Here is a 23,827-nt window from a genome sequence, read left to right as displayed (position 1 = left end):
GGGTCAGCCGCGACGCGGCAGCAGTCCGATCGCCGCGACCGGTACGGCGGCCAGCACCAGCCAGGGCACGGCCGGATGCAGCCCGGTGTCCAGCAGGGAGCCGGTGGCCGAGGAGCCGACCAGCACGATCAGACCGGACACCGACGACAGCGCCCCGGTGTAGAGGCCGAGCCGCCCCTCCTCCGCGAGATCGGGCACCCAGGCCCGGGCGACGGGCGCGACGAGCATCTGGCCGAGGGTGAGCAGCACCACGAAGCCCGCAGCGGGCAGCAGTCCCGCGATGCCGGTCCAGCCGGCGGGCCGGGCGGCGGCCACGACCGCGAACCCGGCGGCGATCAGCAGCAGTCCGGCCACCATCGACCGGCGCATCTCCAGCCGCTCCCCCACCAAACGGGTGACCGGCAGCTGGGCCGTCACCACCAGCAGCGACGACAGCGCGAACAGCCAGGCCAGCGGCGCCTGCGAACCGGCCGCGCGCTCCACTTCGGCGGGCAGGGCCAGGTAGAGCTGGTTGTAGGCGAGCAGATAGGCGCCGTATCCACAGCACAGCGCGAGGAAGCGGCGGTTGCGGACCAGCAGCTTCATACCGCCCCGGACGGCGACCCGGGTTCGCCCCGGAATGTGCTGCGGCAGCAGCCACGCATGCCCGGCCAGCACGAGGACGAAGACTCCCGCTCCGGCCAGGCAGACCGTACGGAAGTCCACCGACAGCAGCAGCCCGCCCAGCAGCGGTCCGACGAACGCACCCGCCTGTCCGGCCACGGTGAACAGCGCCAGCACGCGCGTGCGCGGGCCGCCACCCGACTCCTCCCACACCACCGCCTGCCGGGCGACCTCGGACTCCACGGCCGGCGAGAACAGCGCGGCGGCGAACCCGATGAGCAGCACGGCGCCGATGACGGACCAGGTCTCGTGCGCGTACCCGAGCCAGGCGAACCCGGCGATCCGCAGCGCGCATCCCGCGAGCACCACGGGCCGGATGCCGTACCGGTCGGCCAGCGCCCCGCCCACCACGAACAGCCCCTGCTGGCTGAAGGTCCTCAGGCCCAGGACGAACCCGACCAGCCAGCCCGCCAGGCCGATCGCCTGTCCCAGGTGCTCGGCGAGGAAGGGCAGGACGGCGTAGAAGCCGATGTTGAAGGCGAGTTGGGTGAGGATCAGCAGCCGCAGCAGCGGAGACAGGCGGGTGCGCGGGCCGAGCGTCGGGGTGGTCATCGTCCGGGTGGTCATGGGGTTTCCGTTCCGGAAGCAGCCAACTCCCCCTGCTTCAAAGGCTGTTGGATCACTTTGATACGGGCCGCGGTCACCGCGAGTGCCCCGAGCAGGGCGAGTACGGCGGCGGGGGCGAGGACCGCCCAGGGGGCGCGTTCGGCGTAGGGCTGGTTCTCGGCGAGCAGCAGGCCCCACTCCGGGGACGGCGGCTGGGCGCCGAGGCCGAGGAAGGCGAGCGAGGCGAGGGCCAGGGCGGTGCCGGGGAGGCGCAGCAGGGCGTGCCGGGTGACGGGTGGGAGGACGGCGGGGAGCAGGTCGCGGCGGAGCACATACCAGCGGTCGGCGCCGAGGGCGCGGGTGGCGGTGATGTGGAGGGCGGCGCGTTCCTGCCGCAGCAGCGCGGAGGTGTGGGCGGCGAGCGGCGCCCAGGCGACGGCGCTCACGGCGAGCGCGGGCGTGAGCGTGCCGCTGCCCGCGACCGCGGTGACGAGAAGCGCGAGGAGCACCGGCGGCACGGCGTTGACAGTGTCGACGAGCGGCCCGGACATCCGGGGTATCAGTCCGAGGAGTACGCCGGTCAGCAGCGCGGCGGCGCCGATCGCGAGGGCGAGCAGCAGGGTGTCGAGGGCGCCGTGGCCGACCCGGGCGAGCATGTCCCTGCCGAGTGCGTCGGTGCCGAACGGGTGGGCCGGGGAGGGCGCTTGGAGGCGTTGCCCGGTGTCGAGGGCGAGCGGGTCGCGGGGCAGGCCGAGCGCCACGACGCCGAGGAGCAGGCCGCCGTAGACGACGGGCAGGATGGCGCGGGTGGGCGGGGCCGGCCGGTGCAGGGAGGTCAGGGCGCTGTCGCGCAGGGCGGGGCCGATCAGCCGGCGGGTGAGGAGGCTCGCGGCGCCGGTGGCCACGGCGGCGAGCAGGACGAGGGCGAGCGTGCCGGCCTGGAGGACGGGGAGGTCCTGGGCGAGGGCGGCCTGGAGGGTGGTGCGGCCGAGGCCGGGGATGTCGAAGATCTGCTCCACGGCCACGGAGCCGCCGGTCAGGCCGACGACGAACAGGCCGGTGTTCGGCAGCAGTCCGGGCAGACAGCGGCGCAGCGCGTGCCGCGCGATCCGTCCTCGGGGTATTCCGCGGGCGTCGGCGGCCTGCGCCCAGGGCTCGGCGAAGGCGCCGGGCAGCAGGTCGTCGAGGAGCCGCCCGAGCACCGCCCCGGCGGGCAGACCGAGGGCGAGCGCGGGCAGCACCGTGTACTGGGGGCCGTACCAGCCGAGTGCGGGCAGCCAGCCCAGCTGGACTCCGACGACCGTCGCGAGCACGGACGCGGTGAGGAACTCGGGCAGCGCGGCGAGAACGGCGGAGCCGCTGCCACCCGTGCGCCGCCGACGCCGACCGCGCCACAAGGTGCGGGCGCAGATCACCCCGGCGGTGAGGACGGCGACCGCGAGCGACACCGCCATCAGCAGCAGGGACGCACCCAGCGCCTGCAGCACATCGGGCATGACCTCGTTGCCCGACAGCCACGACCGCCCCGCGTCCCCGCGCCACAGCCCGCCCAGCCACTGGCCGAGCAGATGCAACGGGCCCGCGTCCAGGCCGAGTCGGTCGCGGATGTCCGCCAGCACCTCGGGCGTGGGGTCACGGTCGGCCGACCGGGCCTTGAGCACGGTGAGCGCCGGGTCGGTCCGCGCCAGCCACGGCAGCAGACCGATCACGCACACCAGGGCGAGGGCGAGTCCGGCCCGCCACAGAAGCGTGGCCGCGTGCTGCCGCATCCGTCAGCGCCGGGTGCCGGTGCCGACGAGGGTGCGCTCGTACGGGTCGAGGAGCGCACCGCTGACCGAGGTGCCCACACCGGTGATGATCTGCTGGTGGACCAGCGGAACGACGGCGTCGGTGCCGAGGATCGCCGCCTCGGCAGCCATCGCCGCGTCCTGCCGCTCGTCGGTGTCGGCGCTGCTCTCGGCCTTCGCCACCGCCGCGTCGACGCGCTTGTCGCACAGCTGCGCCATGTTGTAGCCGCCGTCGCAGGTGTAATCGCTGGCGAGTACGGCCACGGGGTCGCCGGTGTCGACGAGCGTGTTGCGGGCGAGCACGACGGCGTCGAACTTCCCGTCCAGCGCGTCGCTCTCCAGCCGCGAGTACTCGCGCACCTGCAGCTCGACCTTGAATCCGGCCCTCTCCAACTGCTGCTTCAGCACCTGGGCGACTTCCGGGAGTTCGGGCCGGTTGTCGTACGTGGCGATGGTGACCTTCGTTCCGTCCGGTGCCGCGGCCTTCGCGCGCCCGGTGGGCTGGGTCCGCTTGCCCTCGGCCCAGGTCACGGCGGGTCCGTAGATGCCGGTGCCGGCGTCGGCGTATCCCTCGTAGACACCGTCCGCGAGCGCGGAGGTGTCGATGGCCGCGCGGGCGGCGGCACGCAGCTTCGGATCCTTGAAGGCGCCCGACGCCGTGTTGAGCTGCAGGCTGGTGGTGCGGGTCGTCGCCGTGGCCTTGCGAGTGTCCTCGTCGAGGGTCGCGGCCTGGGCGACCGGGAGCGCCTCGGCGAGGTCGGCCTCGCCGGTGCGCAGGGCGCTGGTGCGGGCGGTGCCGTCGGCGATGAACTTCACGTCGATACCCGAGGCCTGGGCTCGGCCGCCCCAGTAGTCGTCGAACCGGTCGAGGGTGGCGGCGGTGCTGCCGGTCACCTTGGTGAGCTCGAAGGGTCCGGTGGCGGTGCCCACCGGGTCGACGCGGTCCTTGCCGTCGTACGCCTTCGGGGAGAGCACGGCGAGGCTGGGGCTGGACAGACGCAGCGGCAGTACGGGGTCGGGGTCTTTGGTGGTGATGCGGACGCCGTTGCTGCCCTCGGCCTTCGCGGTGAGGGTGACGCCGGAGAGGGCGGCGGGCTCGGGCTTGGCCTCGGTGGCGTGGGTGAGGGCTTCGGCGACGGTGGACGGGGTGACGTCGGTGCCGTCCTGGAAGGTGGCCTCGCGCAGGGTGAACAGCCAGGTGCGGTCGTTCTCCTGCTTCCAGGACGCGGCGAGGGCGGGAGCCGCGGAGCCGTTGGCGTCCAGGGCGGTCAGGCTCTCGGTGACGCCGAGCCGGCTGAGGATCGTGGCGTCGGCGCCGTGCGGCAAGAGGTTCTCCGCGGGCGGGAAGGCGAGGGCGACCCGGAGCCGGGAACCGGAGTTCGCGTCGTCGTCCGCGGAGTCGCCGTTGGAGGCGAAGCAGCCGGTGAGGACCGGGACGAGCAGCAGGGCGGCGAGGACACGGCGCACGCGGGTCACCGCCCCATCGGTATCTCGAAGTGCACGATGCCCTGACCGCCGCCGGCGTCCTCGCGCTCGTCGTGCACGACCTTGCCCAGCGACCGCCAGAAGCCCTCCGCGCCCGGCACCGCGGGATCCGTGTGCAGATAGACGGCCCCGTACCCGCCGTCCGCCACCGCGAACGCCATCAACTCGCCGACGAGCCGCCGGGCGAGCCCGCGCCTGCGGTGCTCGGGACGGACGTACACCCGACGGACCTGCGCCGTCTCACCGGACGGAAAACGCTCGGCGACATGCCGCGGGTTCGGCGGATGGGCCGGGCCCCGTGAGTCGAGCGCGGCCGTGGCGACGACCTCGCCCTCGTCGTCGACCGCCACGAGCAGGGTGTGGCGGGCCGGGGCCAGATAGGCGCCGGCCGGGTCGATGATGTCGGCGTGCCAGCGAGGCACGTATCCGCTACCGAAGTCTCGGTACACGGTGTCGAGCATCACGGCTCGCGCACCGTCCAGGTCGTCGGGGCCTGCCGCCCTGATGCTGTGGTCACGCACTTGCACATCATATGCAGTAAGAGGGTGGGGGTGATCACCGGACCCCAAAGGTGATCGGTGATCACCGGACCGATGCGAGAAACCCCGCGACGGCCGCAGCGCACCCCTCGGCATCATCGAGCCACGGAAAGTGCCCGGCCCCCGGCTGTACGACCATCCGCGCATCCGGGAACAGCGCGGCGACCTCCGCCATCACCTTGGGCGGAGCGGCCATGTCGACCTCACCCGCGAGCACGAAGACGGGCGCCTCAATCTCGGCGAGGGCCTTGCGGGTTGCGTCCGGGGCGAAGGCGCCCTCGGCACCGAAGGCGGCCATCACCGCACCGTTGTCCTCCGCGTCGGAGGCGGCCTCGTGGGCGTGGGCGGTCTCGTCCCAGCGGCCGTAGGAGAAGGGCGCGATCGCCTGCCAGCTCGCGGCGGTGGGCCTGCCCGCGACGATCTCCTCCAGCGCCGCATACGCCTCCGGGAACCACGATTCGCCCCTGCGCAGCTCCGCGATCTCCCGCCGGTCCTCGCCGGTGATCGGAATGCCGACGGCCCGGACGCTCGGCGTGATCAGCACGAGCCTGCTGATCCGCTCGGGATGGCGGGCCGCGTACTGCACCGCGAGGTTCGCGCCCGCGCAGTGGGCCAGCAGGTCGACGCGGTCGAGGCCGAGGTGGGCCCGAAGAGCCTCGACGTCCTCGACCATACGATCGCAGCGGCAACTGGCCAGGTCCGTCGGGGTCGCCGACTCTCCGGTGCCGCGGAGGTCCAGCTTGATCAGCTGCCGGTGCGCGGAGAGGCCGCCCAGATCACCGAGGTAGGCGGACGCGGCCGGGCCGCCGGGCAGGCCGAGCACGGGAGGACCGGCCTCTCCGGACACATGGAAGGCGAGCGTGGTTCCGTCGGGTGCGGAGAAGGTCGGCATGTGCGCGAGCGTGACAGGGGGATCGGGGCCCGGCAAACGAATTGCGCGGGGCCGCCCGCCGCCCAGTGACGCAGAGCGCGGTGGGGGACGGCTCACACCACTGGAAGCTGGTGAAGTAGGGCTCGTAGGCTCGGCTCTCCCACATGACGGACAGGAGGCTGACGTGGCCGAGACGACGGTGGCCGAGGTGATGGCCGAGCTGGCCGCGCTCGAGGACCCCAAGGCACGCGAGGTGAACGAGCGACATGGCGACGATCACGGGGTGAACCTCAGCAAGCTGCGCGCGCTCGCCAAGCGGCTGAAGACACAGCAGGAACTCGCGTGCCGGCTCTGGGAGACGGACGACACGGCGGCGAAACTGCTGGCGCTCCTGATCTGCCGCCCGAAGGCCTTCGAGCGGGACGAGTTGGACACCATGCTGCGCCAGGCGCGCACACCCAAGGTGCACGACTGGCTCGTGAACTACGTGGTGAAGAAGAACCCGCATGCCGAAGAGCTGCGGCTGGCCTGGTCCGCCGACCCCGATCCGGTCGTCGCGAGTGCGGGCTGGGCGCTGACCGTCGAACGCGTGGCGAAGAAGCCCGAGGGCCTCGACCTCGCAGGACTGCTCGACGTCATCGAGGCGGAGATGAAAGACGCCCCGGAGCGCCTGCAGTGGGCGATGAACCACTGCCTGGCCCAGATCGGCATCGAGCACGCCCAACACCGCGCCCGCGCACTCGACATCGGCGAACGCCTTCAGGTACTCAAGGACTACCCCACGTCCCCCGGCTGCACCTCCCCGTTCGCGCCCATCTGGATCACCGAGATGGTGCGCCGACAGCACGACAAGACGGCGCCCCTGCCGTGAAAGGGATGCGAAACACAGAACTCCAGCTCTGGCCCCCGCGGCAGTGACCGTCCCGAGACGCCGTGTCCATCAGTCGAAGTACGCCACCAGCCGGACGCCGTCAGGGCCGAACCGCCCTGCCATGGCCTTCATCACGGCGAAGACATGCTCCCAGCCGCTGCCGGGGCCGATGACGTCTTCGCGGGTGACACGGTGGAAGTCGAGGTGCGCGCCGTCCGCCGTCCAGGTTCCGGGCCGAGCGGTCGCCGGGGTGCTCCCGAACGGCAACTCACCGAAGCGGTCGACGATCCCCGCGGGCCAGTCGTCCCGAACCCAGTACTCCCGTATGAGGGCCGGCACCGCGCTGTCCTGAACCCGAAGACGCCCGTGTGCTCCCGGCGGAACGCCGTCCATGTCCACGGCTTCGAGTTCCCGCCAGGTGACCCAGGTGGCACCGTGGAGGGCGGCGTCGAGGGCGGACCAGTGCTCGAAGTCGCCGCGGACCTGGGCCGAGACATCTGTCGGCAGCCCTCGATCGGGGGCGACCGGCTCCCAGCCGGCGTAGTTGCGCACACCGAAGAGACAGGCGAGTGCCGCGTAGTCGTTGCCGAGATACAGCGGGGACAAGTCCATGGCGTACAGCCACGGTTCGTCGTCGTACCAGTCGTCGTCGGCGTGCGGATGCCGGATCTCGATACAGCCGTAGATCTCCGTACTCACGCCGCCGAGCGTAGGAAGCGTGAGGAGGATCGGCCAACGCTTTTCGTCCGTCAGGGACTCCGAGAAACCAATGCCTCGCTGGCCACGGGCGGAACCTGAGCGCCACAAGTCAGCGTCGGAGTAAGGAAAGCAAGGAGTACGAGGGGATCGGCCGGCGATGGACAGCACGGGAGCTGAGGTCGACGGGGCGCGTGGGGCGTTCTTTCTGGACTCCACCGGCCCGGGCTCCGCACCGCGCGGATTGGACGCCTTCCGGCGCGGGTGGCGGACACAGCTCGGCGATGGTTGGCCGATGCCGACCTTCAGCCCGGCCACGACGGGTGACTTCCGGGTCAGGAGCCGCGTCGCCAGGGTGCGCGACGTGGGAATCCTCGATCTCCATGGCGCGTCGGCGATCCGGACTTCGGGCGGCCGGCACAACCACAGGGATCACGTAAGGATGTACGTGGTGCGGCGCGGCGCATGGACTGTGGGCGGCCCACTCCACCGCGGCGAACAGACCGTATCGGCCGGGCAGTTCCTCATCCGGCGCTTCGAGCGGCCCTCGTCCTTCGAGGCGCCGCCGTACACCACGGCGAAGATCCTCACTCTGCTCTCCGGTGCGCTCACACCCCTGCTCGGGGACCGCGGCATCACGGGGCCGACGGACTCGGCCGAGGTGCGCCTGCTGGTGGCCCACACGAACATGCTCCACGCCACCATCGCCGACCTCGGTCCGGCCGGTGTGCACGCCGCCCACAGCACTCTGATCGAGCTGGCCAAGGCGGTGGCGGTACGCCGGTTCGACGACGTGGAACCCAGGCTGGCTCCGGCGCTCGCCCAGGCCGCGAAAGACCTCGCGGACAGCCATCTCGCCGATCCCGAGCTGTCCGCGGCGATGCTGGCACGTGAACTCAACGTCTCCGTACGCACGTTGCAGCGGGCGTTCGCCGCGGCGGATGACTCGGTGAGCGCCTACATCCGGCACCGGCGGCTGGAAGAGGCCCGGCTCGCGCTCACCGCGCCGTCCGGCCGACCGAGCGTCTCGGAACTCGCCGCCCACTGGCACTTCGCCGACAGCAGCCACTTCATCCGCGCCTTCAAGAAGCGCTACGGCCAGACACCCACCGAGTACGCCCGCTCGACCGGACGTCGGCCCGTCCGAACCGCTGATTGAGTCGACGATGCACCCTGGACAAGACTCGGATCAACCCCCGGATGACATCGCTCGACGACTGGCCGCAAACGCACCGGACCAGCCTCCGGCCACTATGCGCTCCGCTATGCTCAGCCCCGTTCAAAGTTCAAGCGAACGACGACCGGCGTGTGACCGAACCGCCGGGAAGGAAACGTGAGAGCGCGTGATATCGGGAGACGGCGATCATCAGGCGGCGACACATTCGCAACGCGGCTCAGGACGGCTGATCGCCGGTCGATATCTGCTCCACGACATCCTGGGCAGAGGCGGCATGGGCACGGTCTGGCGGGCCCACGACCAGTTGCTGGATCGCCCGGTCGCGGCCAAGGAACTCCACATCCTCACCCACGGCGACGAGGAGCACCGCATACGGGTGCGCCGCGCGATCCGGGAGGCTCGCGCGGTCGCCCGGGTGCCGCACCCGCATGTGGTGGGCATCCACGACCTGGTCGAGGCCGAGGACCGGCTGTGGATCGTCATGGAACTCGTCGAAGGGCCGTCACTCGCCCACCAGATCGCCGAGACCGGACCGCTCACACCACAGCACGCGGCCGCCCTCGGTCTGCAACTGCTCGACGCGCTCACGGCCGTACACGCGGCCGGCACCCTGCACCGGGACGTGAAACCCGCCAACGTCCTGCTGCGCCGCGACGGCAACGCGGTCCTCACGGACTTCGGCATCGCGGCCCTGGACGACGGCGAGTTGCTGACGACCACCGGTGAACTGGTCGGCTCCCTCGAGTTCATGGCGCCCGAGCGGGTGATGGGATCGGAGGTCGGCCCGGCGTCCGACCTGTGGTCGCTGGGCGCGACCCTCGCCACGGTCTGCGGCGAGCAGTCCCCGTTCCGCCGGCCGGCGCGGCCCGCGACCCTGCACGCGGTGGCGTACGAGGAGCCCGTCCTGTCGCAGCGGCTCGGCCCGTTGCTCCCGGTCGTCGAGGCGCTGCTGCGCAAGTCCCCGGACGAGCGTCTTTCGGCGGCGGGTGCGCGTCCCGCTCTGTGGCGTGTCGCTGCGGGGGAAGCGGACGCCGGCTCACTGCCGACGCCGACCGTGCGCGTGCTCCGGCCCTCGGCTCCGTTGACCGACGCGGACACGGTGACCAGTGGCCAGGGGCGCCTCGTCCCAGCCGGGGGGACCGGGCCGACGGCGCTGCACACCACGTCACTCAGACCCCCGTATCAGCAGTCGTCCCGATCGAGGGGCCCCAAGCGGCTGTTATGGGCCATGGTCGGTACGGCGGTGCTGGCGGCCGGCGTGGGCGGCGGGCTTTTCCTCACCGGGGTGCTCCCGCTCAAGGAGGACCCGAAGACGAAGACCGTCAGTCGGGTTGTCCAGTCCACCACCGGCTGGCAGGGGGTTTCCGGGGTGTCCGTCCAGCGGGGAGACCGGGTCAGCGTGCGGTTCGCTTCGGGAGAGTGGACGGTCGACTACCGGAACATCCCCGTGACCGGGCCGGCCGGTTACAACGCGGAGATCGACAGGTCGCTGGACGGGGCGAAGGACTGCAAGATCAAGCCCACGGCGCCATTCGGCACCCTGCTGGCACGCCTCTCGGGTGGGCAGGACGCTCCCGTCCACGTCGTCGGACGGAAGCTGTCGTTCCAGGCGGCCAGGAACGGCACCCTGCAACTGTCGATCAATGACGGCGAGGGCTGCCTCCAGGACAACAGGGGCACGCTGACCGTACGGGTGAGCGTCACGCACCAACCTTGAGATCAGGGAATCTTCGTCGGGGCCCGGTAAGGCTCCAAGTCCTTGAGCTGGGCGTTGGTGCGCCGGGTCCGTCGGAGGCGCTCGGTCAGCGGTGTGCGGGCATCGGGAAGTATGCGTTGGGCGTGGAACAGGGCCTTGAGGAACAGGCGAATGAATCGCTCGCGGCCAGGGCCGATCCAGCCGATCCGGTGCAGACGGCAGACCCGCTCTCCGGCGAGGTAGCGGGTCAGATCACGACCGAAGGCACGGAGCGGAGCCGGGAACCAGCGCTCGGCGAAGAAGTACATCATGGCGGTGGCAACACGGTGGCCGGACTCGGTCGGTTCGAACGGCCGGGAGTCGAAGCTCCGGGCGAACTCCTCCATCGCGTTCCAGTCCTCGGGGAAGGCCTCCCCGGCCAGTGGACCGGATTCGCGTTCCAGGAGGCGGAAGACGGCCTGCGCCCAGTGGTGCCAGGCGCCTTTCATGTGCTCGGGCATGCCGGGCAGGCCCAGCGAGGTCTGGAGCCGGTGGGCGAAGGTGGCCAGCAGGACCAACGCGTAGACGAAGTCGTCGATGTCGTCGAAGTTGCCGGGCAGGTGCGGGGTCCTTCTGGCGACGGCCATATGGATGCGATTCAGCCGCTCGGCGGCTTTGCGGCCCGCCTCGCTGGACACGCCATCGACCATCCAGGCCACGAGGAAGTCGTTGCCGTCCTGGAAGCGCCGGTGCGGCTTCGTCTCCAGCTTTCCTGTGTGGTCCAGCGTGGCTGCCCCGATGCCCGGCTGCATCATGTGCATGGTGCCCGGATAGATCATCATCGCCAGGGCGAACTCGGGAACCCGGTGGTTGACGTAGAGCGAGATCATCCGCTCCCACTCGGTCTCCGGATCCATCCGGGCCAGTTCGCGGTCCACCCACTTGTACCCACGGCGCAAGGTCGGTTCCTCCAGGGCGTGGCCTTCGGGATGTGGCGCTCACCCTAGGTAGATGGACGCGGCGCACTCTTGTACCGCGGCGCCATCGCGACGGGACATCGGCGCCAGCCACAGGCGGACCGCCTTCTCAACTTCCGTCTCACGCAACACTCTTGACGCGTCCACGCCCACCGGTATGGTCTAGTCCAAGGAGCGCGGCCCGTCCGGACGGGTGTACCCCGTCGCGTCTGCATACGGGATTCGTGCTGCCGCCCTTCGCATTCCTGGTCCCCCACCCATGAGAAGCCGACCCGCCGTACCGGGTTCCCCACAACCCCGTACCTCCGCGGGACGGCTTCCAGTGAAGGAGAGAACATGCACGCAAGGAAGAAGACGGCCCTGCTCATCGGCGCGGCGCTCGCCCCGGTGATCGCGGTGAGCCTGCCCGCGTCCTCCGCGAGCGCACACGGCTACATCTCCAACCCGCCCAGCAGGCAGGCGCAGTGTGCCGCCGGGACGGTCAGCTGTGGCGACATCACGTACGAGCCGCAGAGCGTCGAGGGCCCGAAGGGGCTGACCAGCTGCAGTGGCGGCAACTCCCGCTTCGCCGAGCTCGACGACGACGGCAAGGGCTGGAAGGTCACTCCGGTGAGCAGCACCACCGAGTTCCAGTGGAACCTGACGGCGCGTCACTCCACCAGCACCTGGCAGTACTTCGCCGGCGGCCAGAAGATCGCCGAGTTCAACGACAACGGCGCCCAGCCCGGCGCGACGGTCACCCACCAGGTGAGCTTCGGCGGTCTCACCGGCCCGCAGAAGGTGCTCGCCGTCTGGAACATCGCCGACACCTCCAACGCCTTCTACGCCTGCATCGACGTCAACGTCGGCAGCTGAAGCGGCAGTTCGCACGCTCTCTCGCACCCTGATCCATGGAGTGATTCCCCCATGCGTCGACGTACGCTCGGGCTGCTGACCGCGACCGGTGCGGCAACCCTGCTCTCCTTTGCGACCCTCGCCCCGCAGGCCCTGGCGCAGAAGACGACGGCAGCCGCCGATTTCGTCGTCAGTGAGAGCCAGTTCAACCAGATGTTCCCGAACCGGAACTCCTTCTACACGTACAGCGGTCTCACAGCCGCGCTGAGCGCCTACCCCGGTTTCACCACGACCGGCAGCGACACCGTGCGCAAGCAAGAGGCCGCGGCCTTCCTGGCGAACGTCAGCCATGAGACGGGCGGCCTGGTCCACATCGTCGAGCAGAACCAGGCCAACTACCCGCACTACTGCGACACGAGCCAGCCCTACGGCTGCCCCGCGGGCCACGACAAGTACTACGGCCGTGGTCCGATCCAGCTGAGCTGGAACTTCAACTACAAGGCGGCGGGCGACGCCCTGGGCATCGATCTGCTGGGCAACCCCGACCTGGTGCAGAACGACTCCGCCGTGTCCTGGAAGACCGGGCTCTGGTACTGGAACACGCAGACCGGGCCCGGGACCATGACACCGCACAACGCCATGGTCAACAGCGCCGGATTCGGCGAGACCATCCGCAGCATCAACGGCAGCCTGGAGTGCAACGGCGGAAACCCGTCGCAGGTCCAGAGCCGCATCGACAAGTACCAGCAGTTCACGCAGATCCTGGGCGTGGACCCGGGCGGCAACCTCAGCTGCTGACGCCCGCCCCGTCGGGAATCGCGCCCCGCCTCGCGGGCGGGGCGCGGTCCCTCAGCCCTTCACCGCGCCGGCGGTGAGCCCCTGGACGATGTGGCGGCTGGCGAAGGCGAACAGAACCATCGTGGGCAGAATGGTGAGGACCGCCGCCGCGGACATCGAGCCCCAGTCGATGTTGAAGCTGGAGATGAACCCGTTCAGGGCCGTGGGCACGGTCTTGTTGCTGTCGCTGTTCATCAGCGTCACCGACAGGAACAGCTCGTTCCAGCAGTTGACGAAGTTGAAGATGAACGCGGCCACGATCCCGGGACGCATCACCGGCAGCAGCACCCGGAACAGCGCCCCGAACCGGGAGAGGCCGTCGATCATGGCCGCCTCCTCCAGCGCGTCCGGGATGTTCTCGAAGAAGCCGCGGAGCATCACCGTGCAGAACGGGATGCAGACGGCGATGTAGACGAGGATCAACCCGAGCCGGTTGTCGACCAGCTTGAGGTCGGTCATCAGCAGGTACAGCGGCCCCAGCGCGATGAAGGTCGGGATCATCTGGGTGACCAACGCGGCCATCAGCAGCGCTGACTTGGTACGGAACTCGAAGCGGGCCAGCACATACGCCGACAGCATCGAGATCACCGTGGCCACCGCACCCGCGACGGTCGCGACGATGAGGCTGTTGGTGAGGTAGACGCCGAAGTCGGCCTTGCCGAACAGCCCGCTGTAGTTCTCCAGTGAGAACTGCTCGGGCCAGTAGGCGATCGGGAAGGCGAAGATGTCACCGGGCGCCTTCAGCGACGTGATGGTGATCCAGTAGAGCGGGAAGACGGTGAAGACGAGCCACAGCCCGAGGAAGGTGAACTTGGTGGCCCGGCCGGCCGTGGACTCCTTGCCGATCACGGCTTCACCTCTCGCTTCTCGCGCGTGGCCAGAAGGAAGAAGACCGCGAACACCAGAAGCGTGGCGACCACGATGAGGCCGAGCGCGGAGGCCCTGCCGTAGTCGCCCTGCTGGGTGATCTTGATCATCCAAGTGGTCACGATGTGCGTCTCGTTGTTGGGCCCGCCGCCGGTCATCCCGAAGATCAGGTCGGGGAAGTTGAAGATCCAGATGACGCGCAGCAGCACGGTCAGCGCGAGCGTGACCCTGATGTACGGGATCGTGATCTGGAACAGCGTGCGCACCTTGCCGGCGCCGTCGAGCGCCGCCGCCTCGTACAGCTCCTCGGGGATGGACTGCAGCGCGGCCAGGATCATGATCGTGAAGAAGGTGACCCCGTACCAGACGTTGGCGACCACGACGGCGAACATCGCCGTCTTCGGGTCGGCCAGCCAGGCGACCGGCTCGTCGATCAGTCCCGCCTTCTGCAGCAGGTCGTTGACGACGCCGAACTCGCTGTTGAACAGCCAGCGGAACAGGATGCCGATGAGGAATCCGGAGATCGCCCAGGGGAAGAAGACCAGCGCCTGGTAGAGGCCACGGAAGCGGAACTTCCTGCGCAGCCACAGGGCGAGGGCGAAGCCGATCACCAGTTGGGGCACGATCGAACCGAACACCCAGACACCGGTGTTGCCGAGCACGGTGCCCCAGGCGGGGTCGGCGAAGACGTCGCGGAAGTTCTTCAGGCCCACCCAGGAGGTGTCGGACAGATCCGTCAGATTCCAGTGACGGAAGGCCATCTGACTGCCGGCGATCATGGGGTAGTACGTGAAGACCGCCACGAAGATCGCGGCCGGGGCCATGAAAGCGGCGATGAGCAGGCCGCGGCGGGAGGTGAACTCCGGCTTGCGGCGGCCCCGTTGCGCGCCGCGGGCGGGCGGGGCGCCCCCCTTCCGGTTCCGGGAGGAGCGCGCCGACGCCGTTTTCGTCGCTTCCGTGGTACTCGTCGCTTCGGACGCGGTGGACATGCCTACTGCTCCTGCTGCCGCTTCTCGGTCCAGTACGCGTCCCAGCCGGCCAGCAGTTCCTTGGGCGTCGTCTTGCCGAGCACCATCTTCTGCACGTCGGCGTCGGCCTTCTGCTGCCACTCGGTCCACCAGGCGACGCCGCGCGGCTGGCTGACGTTGAGGTACTTCTCCGGGTGCTCCGTCATGGTGACGTAGCTGGACCAAGGGCCGGTCTTGTAGAACGGGTCCTCGGTCGCCGACTTGAGGATCGGCACCAGGCTGTTCTTCTTGGTGAAGGTCGTCGACGCCTCGCCCTCGGAGAGGAACTCGACCAGTTTGACGGCCTCGGCCTTGTGCTTGCTGCCGTCCGCGACACCCCACCCGGCGGTGGCCAGCGGCTGGACGGTCTTGCCGCTGGGGCCCGCCACCAGCGGGGCCGTGTCCCACTGGTCCTTCGTGATCGCCTTGGACTCCGAGACCGTGGCGATCACTTCGGGATCCTGGAGCAGGAAGGCCGTGGAGCCGTTGGAGAAGCCCTCGACCATCTCCGGGTAGCCCCAGGACACCGACGACTTCGGGGACGCCTGCTTGAAGAGCTTGAGATAGGTCTCCATCGCGTCGAGGGCCTCGGGCGCGGAGAAGATCGTACTGCCGTCCTTGAGCTTGAAGCCGTCGGCGGGGTCGATCTCGTCGGCGACGTACGCCTCGATGACGGCGGTGGCGTTGCCGTTGGCGTTGGCCCCGCCGCGGAAGGCGTATCCGTAGCGGCGCTTCGCCGGGTCGTGGATGGCGGAGGCCTGCGTCAGCAGTTCCTCCCAGGTGGCTGGCGGCTTGCTGAAGCCGGCCTCCTTGATCAGGTCGGTGCGGTAGAAGACGCTCAGGCCGTAGAAGCCGTACGGGACGAAGTAGGTCTTGCCGTCGGCGTTCTCGGAGGCCTTGACGGCGTTCTCCGTCATGGCCTGCCAGCCCTTCCAGGGCCCCAGGTCCTTCTTCATGTCGTAGAGCCAGCCGTTGTTCGACCACGGGCCCACGGTGGTGTCCCGCACCTCGAGGGTGTCCACGCCGCTGCCGGACTGGAGCATCTGCTGGATCTTCTGGTCGGCCTGCTCGGTGGGCGGCGAGATCAGATTGACCTTGATCTTGGGGTTCTGCTGCTCGAAGTCCGCTATGAGGCCCTTCAGCAGGTCCGTGCGGGCGGGGTTCGTCAGGCTCTCGACCATGTTGAGAGTGACGGTTCCGCCGGCCGAACCACCACTCATGGCGGAGCAGCCGGACAGGACCAACGCGCCGGCTGTGCCGAGGGCGAGAGCTGCCGTCCTTGTTCTCATCGTGCCGACCTCTTCCTTGGATACGGCCGCGCTGGCAGCGGCTTCGGGGACGGGGGTTGGGGGGGCGCGCCGCCTACGACGCGCCGGGCTGTTCGCGGGCCGCGCGGGCCCACTCGCCGAGGACGGGGACGCAGGCCTCGGCGAAGTACTCGTAGTCGGCCGCGGTGTTGTACACGTGGGCGGACAGCCGTAGGTAGCCGACGCCGCCGAAGCTGGTGAAGGCCGTCTCGACGCCCAGTTCCCGGGCCGCCCGGTCGCGCAGCGCGTCGGCCTCGACGCGGCTGCCGGCCAGCCCCGCGGGCAGCCGCACCAGCCGCATGCCGGGAACCGGCATGCCCACGTCGACGGCACCGGAGACGCCGGTCAGCTCGGTGAAGGCGGCGCCGACGACGCGCTCGCCGTAGCCGACCAGGTCGTCCATGTACCGGCGGGCGGTACCCCAGCCCCAGGTGCGTTCGATGAAGTCCAGTGCCGTGGGCGCCGCCAGATAGCCGGTGACGTCCACCGTGCCCTGTTGGTCGAAGCGGTCGGGATACGGATCGGCGGCGCCCCACGAGTCGATCAGTGGGTAGAGCTGCTCGCGCAGCGCTCCGCGGGCGACCAGGGCGGCGGTGCCGCGCGGTGCGCAGCCCCACTTGTGCAGGTTGCCGACCCAGAAGTCGCACGTCACGCCGTCGAGGGGGGCGGCGATCAGACCGGGGACGTGCGCGCCGTCCACGAGCAGCGGGATGCCGCGCCGCCGGGCCTCCGCGCCGATCCGTTCCACCGGCATCCGGCGTGCGGTCGCCGAGGTGATGTGGTCGAGGACGACGAGGTCGGTGGCCTCGCTCCACTCGGCGGTGACGGCTTCGTACGCCTGCTCCTCGTCCGCGTCCAGCGGCACCCGGGCGGTGCGCACCCGGCCGCCCCAGCGGCGGGCCAGCCGTTCGGCGCCCATGGTCACGGCCCCGTAGCCGTGATCGGTGACGACGATCTCGCCACCGCGGCGGCGGGAGAGGCCGGCGTACACGACGCTGACACCGGCGCTCGCGTTGGGCACCAGGGCGAGGTCGTCGGGGGCGACCCGCAGGAAGGCGGCGAGCTCGACCCGGGTGGCGGCGATCCGCTGCGGCAGCGCCGGGAACCACACCACCGGAGATCGGTCCATCTCCGCGCGCAGCCGGCTCTGCCGCTCCTGCGCCACCAGGGGGACCGCCCCGAACGAGCCATGGTTCAGGTGCTTCATCGCGGGGTCCAGCGACCAGGCCCCGGCGGCGGGCCGGCCGTCGGCCAGCAGCAGCGGGCGCGGGGCTGTGGTGACCTCGGTCTCGCTCACATGACTCCACATCTGCCGGACGGACGCCATGGCAGGCCATCGGACACCCGCCAGGACACGTATGATGACTCGGCATCCTGGCAGGCGGTTTTCCCGCAATCAAGGGGTCGAACAGCGATAGTCATCAGATGACTCAGGGTCGATACGCACAAGACATCTGATGACTCACGATCCGGCGACTCGGTACAGTTCCGGGAGGGTCCGGACGCCGCCGACCCGTCAGGGTCACGGGAGGAGTCGGATGTCCGCAGTCGACAAGGCGTTCCACGGCCTACGGCACATGATCGCCACGGGACGCCTCGGCGCGGGTGAGCGCATGCCGCCCGAAGGGGACCTCTGCGAGGAACTCGGCGTCTCCCGGGGGTCGTTGCGCGAGGCCGTACGGATGCTCGCGGCCCTGGGCGTGGTCGAACCGCGGCACGGCTCCGGCACCTACGTCTCCCAGCTCAGACCGGAGGACGTCATCGGCAGCCTCTCGCTGACCCTCGAACTCCTGCCGCTGACCGGCCTGTTGGAGGTGTACGAGATCCGGCGGGTACTGGAGGCCCATGTCGCGGCGCAGGCCGCGGCGCGCTGCACACCGGAGTCCGTGGAGACGCTCTTCTCCCTCATCGAGGCCATGGAGGCCACCGCCGACCCGACCAAGGCCTCCGAGCTCGACCACCGCTTCCACGCCGAGATCGCCCGGATCGGCGGCAACCCCACCCTGGCCTCCCTGCTGTCCGTCTTCCGCGCCCGCTCCCGCAAGTACCAGGTCTTCACCCTCCCCGAGGGCCCGGAGCTGCGCCGCAAGAGCGACGCCGACCACCGCAACCTGGCCACCGCCATCGCCGACCACGACCCCGTCGCCGCGGCCGGCGCCGCACAGGCCCACGTCGCACAGACGGAGCGGTGGCTGCGGGCCTTCATGCCTCCCGTCGAGGAAGTGTGATTCAGCCCTTTCTGGAGCGGGAGCGGGGGTGAGGGTGCGGGTGCGGGATGTGGTGCGGTTCGTGGAGGTACCAGTAGCGGCCGATGAGCGCGCCGCCGAAGACGACGAAGCCGACACCGACGAGCCAGGACGTAACGATCAGGACGGTGCCGACCGAACCGTACGAGTCCGCGTTGCTCACGATCAGCGGGGAGAAGACCAGGGAGGAGAACAGACGCAGGCCGCCCAGGCCCACCATCGTGGCAATGGCGCCCGGCAGGAGAGCGCGCCAGGGGATCCGGCCGCCCAGCAGGAAGCGCTGCCCCCACCAGAAGAAGAGCACGCCGAGCAGCGTGCTCAGCGCGATCCGCGCCCATGACCGCAGGGTTCCCGGTCCCAGGGCGGCCCCGCTCTGCGCTTCGGCGAAGAGGTAGGCCGTCAGCACGACCAGCCACACCACGCGTCGCCATACGGTGTGCCAGCGCCCGGCCGCCAGGTCCCACACCTTTTCGTAGCCGGTCTGGACACTGCCCGCGAACGGCACGCCGAAGAGCGCGAGCAGCACCACGCTCAGGACGCTGATCGTGCTGAGGACCTTGCGGGGTGCGGCGAAGAGGTCCTGCACGGCGTCGGCGGAGCGCCCGGAGAGCCCCATGCCGTCCACGACCCACAGGGCGAAGCCTCGTTCCTGGATCGGGGCCGCCGCGACGACGATCAGCAGCGGGGCGATCGTCACCAGTCCGAGGGCCGCGAAGCCCATGGCCCGGTGCATCAGCTCCACTTCCCTGGCGCGCCGCCATACGCGCGTACCTCTGGCGTGGAAGAAGCGGCCCACTTCCCTCGACCGATGAGTGCGGGTGCGGCTCCGCGAGTCATTCCCCTTCGTGTCGGGCTGGTCGTGGGCCGGGGAACCCGGAGACTCAGGCGCCCCGGAGGAGTCCCGGGGGCCCGGTGAGCCGGATGACTGAGACGGGTCACCGAGGGAGCCGCGACAAGCCTGCTGGAGTGGCGACACGACCGCGTGGCGCATGCGTGGTCACCTCGTCCTGTTCCCGTGCACCGGCGTTCTCGTCCCGCACCGGGCGGGCTCGTACATCGCGAGCGGCTGCTTCCAGCGTGCTCCGTCGGCTCCGGATGCGCGACCCACTGACTAATCTCAGACTCACAGCCGCTTTCCTCGCATCGGACGACGAAGGGAGAGGGCGGTGAGTGAGCAGTTCTGCACCGCTGACGTCGCGGCGAGGGAGCGGCACGATTACTGGCAGCACATGCACCGTGAACGACTGGTTCCGGGCTCGCTGGTCCATGAACCACCTCGGGGCGGTCACGGCCGGAGACCGCGACGAGACCCGCCGCACCGTCGAGGGCCTCCGCGGCCTGCTGTCACTTCTCCGCAACACGGAACCTGAGCGCAAGGCGGAGTTGTACCGCCAACTCGGACTACGCCTGACCTACGACCATGAAACACACATGGTGCTGGCCGAAACACAGCCAGCACCATTCGTGTGTGTAAAGGAAGTGTCCGAGGGGGGACTTGAACCCCCACGCCCGATAAAGGGCACTAGCACCTCAAGCTAGCGCGTCTGCCATTCCGCCACCCGGACTAGGTGTCTGCCGCCTTGACGGGGGTGTTCCCCGCGGCGACACGGACAACAATACCAAGGTTTGGCAGTGCCCTTCACCTGCATATCCGCGGTGTGAGACCCGGCCGGAGGGCGGGCGCGTGCCCCTGCCGGGCCTCTCACCATGAGTGATCGGTCGGTTACGGCATGAGCTGGTACTCGGGGAAGTTCCCGGGCAGCCGCTCCCCCGCCTGCCCCTGCGTCACCGCCCGCACCAGCAGCTCGCCGCCGACGAACGCGCCCCGCCAGGACGCGCCGAAGCCGCCGAAGAGCTCGTCACGGTCGCCGCGGGAGCGAGGTTTGCCGTGGCCGACCTTGAAGGCGCGGATCTGGGGGGCGAGCCGGTCGAAGGTCGTCCGGTCGTCCGTGGACAGCGTGGCCACCAGCGCGCCGTTCGAGGCGTTCATCGCGGCCAGGAGCTCCGCCTCCGTGTCGACCAGGACGATGGTGTCGACCGGGCCGAACGGTTCCGCGTGGTGCAGCGGGGAGGACGGGGGCGGGTTGAGGAGCGTGACCGGGTGGACGTACGCGGACGTGTCCTGGCCGGGCAGGAAGCGGGCGTCGGACAGCTTGCCTCGGTGCAGGGGTACGGCGCCGCGGTCGGTGGCCTCGGCGACCTGGTCCTGGAGTTCCTTGGCCTTCGCCGCGTTGATCAGCGGCCCGAAGTCCAGCTGCGGGTACGGGTCGTCCCGCTGCTCGACCGCGAGCGGGTGGCCGATGCGCAGCGTACGGACCGCCGGGAGGTACGCCGCCAGGAACTCGTCGAACAGCTCGCGCTGGACGACGAAGCGCGGGTACGCCGTGCAGCGCTGCTTGCCGTAGTCGAAGAGCTTGGGGACGACGGACGTGAGCGCGTCCCAGTCCGTGTAGTTCCAGATGCCCCAGGTGTTGAGTCCTTCCTGTTCGAGTATGTGTCGCTTGCCGAGGTCGGCGACGGCGGTGGCCACCGCGGCGCCGGTGTCGCGGCCGCCGACGAAGGAGACGCAGCCGACCTCGGGCGCCCGCACCAGCGCCTCGGACAGCTCGCCTCCGCTGCCGCTGACGAGGGTGACGGGGATCCCTTCGCGGGCGGCCAGCGCACAGGCCAGGGTCAGACAGGCGACACCGCCGTCGGTCGGGGTCTTGGCGATGACCGCGTTGCCTGCCAGTGCCTGTACCAGTACTGCGTGAACGAGCACGCTCATCGGGTAGTTCCAGCTCGCGATGTTGGACACCGGGCCGTCCAGCGGGGCGCGGCCCTCGACCATCGGCTCGATGCCGTCGACGTACCAGCGCACGCCGTCGATCGCCCGGTCGACGTCCGCCTGCGCGAGCCGCCAGGGCTTGCCGATCTCCCAGACGAGCAGAAGCGCGAGCAGTTCGCGGTGGGCGGTGAGGGCGTCGAGGGTGGCGGCGACGCGGGCGCGACGCTCGTCCAGGGGAATGTGGCGCCAGGCGCGGTGCTGGTCGAGTGAGGCGCGTACGGCCTGGTGGGCGGTGGTGCGATCCAGACGTGGCGGGCCGGCGATCGGGCTGCCGTCGACGGGGCTGGTGGCGGGCAGGGCCCGACCGTCCGCCTGCCAGGAGGAGTTCCAGAGGTTGAGGACGCGGTCGTCCCGGAAGGCCTCGGGGGCGACGCTCAGGCAGCGCTGCCAGGCGTCGGTCCAGGAGGTGCCTGATTTGAGGGTGAGGGTGGTTGCCATGGGTTGCTCCGCTCTCGGTGCACAGTCGGGGGCGGTAGGTGAATGGCTACGGGGACGCTTGCGAGGCGCGAAAACTCCTGAAAGTCACCCGATGTCAACTATGAGTGACGTCACCTCGGCTCCCCCAGTACGGCGAGTACCTGTTGCGCCGTCTCGGTCGGCGTGCTTCCCACCCCGACGCCCGCCGCCTCCAGTGCCTCCCTCTTCGCCGCCGCCGTACCCGACGATCCGGACACGATCGCGCCGGCGTGGCCCATGGTCTTGCCCTCGGGTGCCGTGAAGCCGGCGATGTAGCCGACGACCGGCTTGGTGACGTGCTCGCGGATGTACGCGGCCGCGCGTTCCTCCGCGTCGCCGCCGATCTCCCCGATGAGGACGATCACTTCGGTGTCGGGGTCGTCCTCGAAGGCGGCGAGGCAGTCGATGTGGGTCGTCCCGATCACCGGGTCGCCGCCGATGCCCACGCAGGTCGAGAAGCCGATGTCGCGGAGTTCGTACATGAGTTGGTAGGTGAGCGTGCCGGATTTGGAGACCAGGCCGATGCGGCCCGGTTTGGTGATGTCGGCCGGGATGATGCCCGCGTTGGACTGGCCGGGCGTGATCAGGCCGGGGCAGTTGGGCCCGACGATGCGCGTGCCGCGTGCCTTCGCGTACGCGGTGAAGGCGACGGAGTCGTGGACGGGGATGCCCTCGGTGATGACGACCGCGAGGCCGATCACGGCGTCGGCGGCCTCGATGACGGCCGCCTTGGCGAACGCGGGCGGCACGAAGACGACGGTGACGTCGGCGCCGGTCGCGTCCATGCCCTCGCGCACCGAGCCGAAGACGGGGACGGCCCGGTCGTCGAAGTCGACGGTGCGGCCCGCCTTGCGCGGGTTGACGCCGCCGACGACATCGGTGCCGGCCGCGAGCATGCGCCGGGTGTGCTTCATGCCCTCGGCGCCCGTCATGCCCTGGACGAGGACCTTGCTCTCCTTGGTGAGGTAGATCGCCATGTTCCGTCTCCTCAGGCTGCGTGGGCGAGTTCGGCGGCCTTGGCCGCGGCGCCGTCCATGGTGGTGACCTGCTGGACCAGGGGGTGCGCGCGCTCGTCGAGGATCGCGCGCCCGCGTACGGCGTTGTTGCCGTCGAGCCGGACGACCAGCGGCTTGGTCAACTGCACGGTGTCCAGGGCCTGCACGATGCCGTCGGCCACCGCGTCGCAGGCGGTGATCCCGCCGAAGACGTTGACGAAGACCGATTTCACGGCCGGGTCGGAGAGGATCACGGACAGCCCGTCGGCCATGATCTGGGCGGATGCTCCGCCGCCGATGTCGAGGAAGTTGGCGGGGCGGGCGCCGCAGCCGGCGACCACGTCGAGCGTCGACATGACCAGGCCCGCGCCGTTGCCGATGATGCCGACCTCGCCGTCCAGCTTGACGTAGTTGAGGCCCTTGGCGGCGGCCGCGGCCTCCAGGGGATCGTCGTGCGCGGCGTGCTGGTCGCCCCAACGTGCCTGCCGGAAGCGGGCGTTGTCGTCGAGGGTGACCTTGCCGTCGAGCGCCAGGATCTGGCCCTGTTCGGTGCGCACGAGGGGGTTGACCTCGACGAGGACCGCGTCCTCCCGGACCAGCACCTGCCACAGCCGTACGAGAACGTCGACGGTCTGCGGCGGCAGTCCCGCCGCCTCGGCGATCTGCGCGGCCTTCGCCGAGGTGACGCCCTCGGCCGGGTCGACGGGGACACGCGCCACGGCCTCGGGCCGGGTGGCGGCGACCTCCTCGATCTCCATGCCGCCCTCGGCGGAAGCGATCGCGAGGAAGCGACCCGCCGCGCGATCGAGGACGTAGGAGACGTAGAACTCGGTCTCGATGTCCACAGGTTGGGTCAGCATCACCGTGCCGACCGTGTGGCCCTTGATGTCCATGCCGAGGATCTGACGTGCAGTGATCTCTGCGGCGGCCGGGTCCGCGGCGAGCTTGACGCCTCCGGCCTTGCCACGCCCGCCCGTCTTCACCTGCGCCTTGACGACAACCCGGCCGCCGAGCCTGCGGGCGATCTCGCGCGCCTCCTTGGACGAGGCGGTGACCTCGGCCCGGGGCACCACGATGCCGTGTTCCTCGAAGAGTTCCCTTGCCTGGTGCTCGTACAGGTCCATTCCGGCTCCTGACTCAAAAGTGCCGCACGCCCCCTGGACA

Annotated in this window: 21 protein-coding genes and 1 tRNA gene; 6 read left to right on the top strand and 16 right to left on the bottom strand. The window is 70.1% G+C overall.

The window, feature by feature from the left end; genetic code table 11:
- Positions 1–3: 3 nt before the first annotated feature.
- The 5 genes from AB0I98_RS35175 to AB0I98_RS35155 all read right to left on the bottom strand — a co-directional run bounded on the left by AB0I98_RS35175 (position 4) and on the right by AB0I98_RS35155 (position 5,912).
- Positions 4–1,230 (bottom strand): MFS transporter, encoded by a 1,227-nt coding sequence (locus AB0I98_RS35175; RefSeq protein ID WP_362949026.1) that lies wholly within the window; start codon positions 1,228–1,230, stop codon positions 4–6.
- Positions 1,227–2,978, bottom strand: coding sequence for an ABC transporter permease subunit (locus tag AB0I98_RS35170; RefSeq protein ID WP_362949024.1), 1,752 nt, complete (start codon positions 2,976–2,978; stop codon positions 1,227–1,229). Before AB0I98_RS35170 ends, AB0I98_RS35175 begins: the two co-directional genes overlap by 4 nt.
- A gap of 3 nt (positions 2,979–2,981) precedes the next feature.
- Complete coding sequence (locus AB0I98_RS35165; protein WP_362949022.1) at positions 2,982–4,472, bottom strand: ABC transporter substrate-binding protein; 1,491 nt, start codon at positions 4,470–4,472, stop codon at positions 2,982–2,984.
- The gene (locus AB0I98_RS35160; RefSeq protein WP_362949020.1) at positions 4,469–5,002 is read right to left on the bottom strand and encodes a GNAT family N-acetyltransferase; all 534 of its coding nucleotides are present in this window, start codon (positions 5,000–5,002) and stop codon (positions 4,469–4,471) included. The genes AB0I98_RS35165 and AB0I98_RS35160 overlap by 4 nt, the downstream gene beginning before the upstream one ends.
- A 61-nt stretch (positions 5,003–5,063) precedes the next feature.
- On the bottom strand, positions 5,064–5,912 hold the full coding sequence (locus AB0I98_RS35155) for an alpha/beta hydrolase (RefSeq protein WP_362949019.1): 849 nt from the start codon (positions 5,910–5,912) through the stop codon (positions 5,064–5,066).
- Between the two features lie 190 nt (positions 5,913–6,102).
- Here AB0I98_RS35155 and AB0I98_RS35150 point away from each other — a divergent pair, with 190 nt between their 5' ends.
- A complete protein-coding gene (locus tag AB0I98_RS35150; RefSeq protein WP_362949052.1) occupies positions 6,103–6,762 on the top strand; it encodes a DNA alkylation repair protein in 660 nt (219 codons plus the stop codon).
- A 69-nt stretch (positions 6,763–6,831) separates the two neighbouring features.
- On the opposite strand, the gene AB0I98_RS35145 is transcribed toward AB0I98_RS35150, so the two are convergent.
- A complete protein-coding gene (locus AB0I98_RS35145) occupies positions 6,832–7,461 on the bottom strand; it encodes a hypothetical protein (protein ID WP_362949017.1) in 630 nt (209 codons plus the stop codon).
- Positions 7,462–7,618: 157 nt separating this feature from the next.
- On the opposite strand from AB0I98_RS35145, the gene AB0I98_RS35140 reads away from it, so the two are divergent.
- Together AB0I98_RS35140 and AB0I98_RS35135 are read left to right on the top strand one after the other, a co-directional pair.
- Positions 7,619–8,617 carry a helix-turn-helix domain-containing protein gene (locus AB0I98_RS35140; protein ID WP_362949015.1) on the top strand — a complete coding sequence of 333 codons (999 nt, stop codon included), beginning with the start codon at positions 7,619–7,621 and terminating at the stop codon, positions 8,615–8,617.
- 184 nt (positions 8,618–8,801) lie between these two features.
- Complete coding sequence (locus AB0I98_RS35135) at positions 8,802–10,352, top strand: serine/threonine-protein kinase (protein ID WP_362949013.1); 1,551 nt, start codon at positions 8,802–8,804, stop codon at positions 10,350–10,352.
- A 2-nt stretch (positions 10,353–10,354) separates the two neighbouring features.
- Here AB0I98_RS35135 and AB0I98_RS35130 read toward each other — a convergent pair whose 3' ends face one another.
- Positions 10,355–11,269, bottom strand: a complete 915-nt coding sequence (locus AB0I98_RS35130; protein ID WP_362949011.1) for an oxygenase MpaB family protein — start codon at positions 11,267–11,269, stop codon at positions 10,355–10,357.
- Positions 11,270–11,623: 354 nt separating this feature from the next.
- On the opposite strand from AB0I98_RS35130, the gene AB0I98_RS35125 reads away from it, so the two are divergent.
- Both AB0I98_RS35125 and AB0I98_RS35120 read left to right on the top strand, forming a co-directional pair.
- Positions 11,624–12,142, top strand: a complete 519-nt coding sequence (locus tag AB0I98_RS35125) for a lytic polysaccharide monooxygenase auxiliary activity family 9 protein (RefSeq protein WP_362949009.1) — start codon at positions 11,624–11,626, stop codon at positions 12,140–12,142.
- A 51-nt stretch (positions 12,143–12,193) separates the two neighbouring features.
- On the top strand, positions 12,194–12,919 hold the full coding sequence (locus AB0I98_RS35120) for a chitinase (protein WP_362949008.1): 726 nt from the start codon (positions 12,194–12,196) through the stop codon (positions 12,917–12,919).
- A 51-nt stretch (positions 12,920–12,970) separates the two neighbouring features.
- On the opposite strand, the gene AB0I98_RS35115 is transcribed toward AB0I98_RS35120, so the two are convergent.
- The 4 genes from AB0I98_RS35115 to AB0I98_RS35100 form a co-directional block, all read right to left on the bottom strand.
- Entirely contained in the window at positions 12,971–13,807 is an 837-nt protein-coding gene (locus tag AB0I98_RS35115) for a carbohydrate ABC transporter permease (RefSeq protein WP_362949007.1), read from the bottom strand.
- Positions 13,804–14,814 (bottom strand): sugar ABC transporter permease, encoded by a 1,011-nt coding sequence (locus tag AB0I98_RS35110; RefSeq protein ID WP_362949005.1) that lies wholly within the window; start codon positions 14,812–14,814, stop codon positions 13,804–13,806. Before AB0I98_RS35110 ends, AB0I98_RS35115 begins: the two co-directional genes overlap by 4 nt.
- A gap of 2 nt (positions 14,815–14,816) precedes the next feature.
- Positions 14,817–16,121, bottom strand: a complete 1,305-nt coding sequence (locus AB0I98_RS35105; protein WP_362949003.1) for a sugar ABC transporter substrate-binding protein — start codon at positions 16,119–16,121, stop codon at positions 14,817–14,819.
- A 73-nt stretch (positions 16,122–16,194) separates the two neighbouring features.
- Positions 16,195–17,436 (bottom strand): aminotransferase class V-fold PLP-dependent enzyme, encoded by a 1,242-nt coding sequence (locus AB0I98_RS35100; RefSeq protein WP_362949001.1) that lies wholly within the window; start codon positions 17,434–17,436, stop codon positions 16,195–16,197.
- A gap of 241 nt (positions 17,437–17,677) precedes the next feature.
- Here AB0I98_RS35100 and AB0I98_RS35095 point away from each other — a divergent pair, with 241 nt between their 5' ends.
- Positions 17,678–18,367 (top strand): FCD domain-containing protein, encoded by a 690-nt coding sequence (locus AB0I98_RS35095; protein WP_362948999.1) that lies wholly within the window; start codon positions 17,678–17,680, stop codon positions 18,365–18,367.
- Between the two features lies 1 nt (position 18,368).
- Here AB0I98_RS35095 and AB0I98_RS35090 read toward each other — a convergent pair whose 3' ends face one another.
- From AB0I98_RS35090 to sucC, 5 genes are all read right to left on the bottom strand, one after another.
- Positions 18,369–19,118: a ribonuclease BN gene (locus AB0I98_RS35090; RefSeq protein ID WP_362948998.1), complete on the bottom strand. Its 750-nt coding sequence runs from the start codon at positions 19,116–19,118 to the stop codon at positions 18,369–18,371.
- Positions 19,119–19,865: 747 nt separating this feature from the next.
- Positions 19,866–19,950 (bottom strand) — tRNA-Leu (locus AB0I98_RS35085).
- Between the two features lie 158 nt (positions 19,951–20,108).
- Positions 20,109–21,650: an aldehyde dehydrogenase family protein gene (locus AB0I98_RS35080; protein ID WP_362948996.1), complete on the bottom strand. Its 1,542-nt coding sequence runs from the start codon at positions 21,648–21,650 to the stop codon at positions 20,109–20,111.
- A 110-nt stretch (positions 21,651–21,760) separates the two neighbouring features.
- Complete coding sequence (gene sucD / locus AB0I98_RS35075; RefSeq protein ID WP_362948994.1) at positions 21,761–22,645, bottom strand: succinate--CoA ligase subunit alpha; 885 nt, start codon at positions 22,643–22,645, stop codon at positions 21,761–21,763.
- 11 nt (positions 22,646–22,656) lie between these two features.
- On the bottom strand, positions 22,657–23,787 hold the full coding sequence (gene sucC / locus AB0I98_RS35070) for an ADP-forming succinate--CoA ligase subunit beta (RefSeq protein WP_362948992.1): 1,131 nt from the start codon (positions 23,785–23,787) through the stop codon (positions 22,657–22,659).
- Positions 23,788–23,827: the final 40 nt, after the last annotated feature.

This window comes from Streptomyces sp. NPDC050211 (genome assembly GCF_040656035.1).
Lineage (GTDB): Bacteria > Actinomycetota > Actinomycetes > Streptomycetales > Streptomycetaceae > Streptomyces.
The sequence above is the reverse complement of the archived record's forward strand: the minus strand, read 5'-3'. Positions and strand labels throughout refer to the sequence as shown.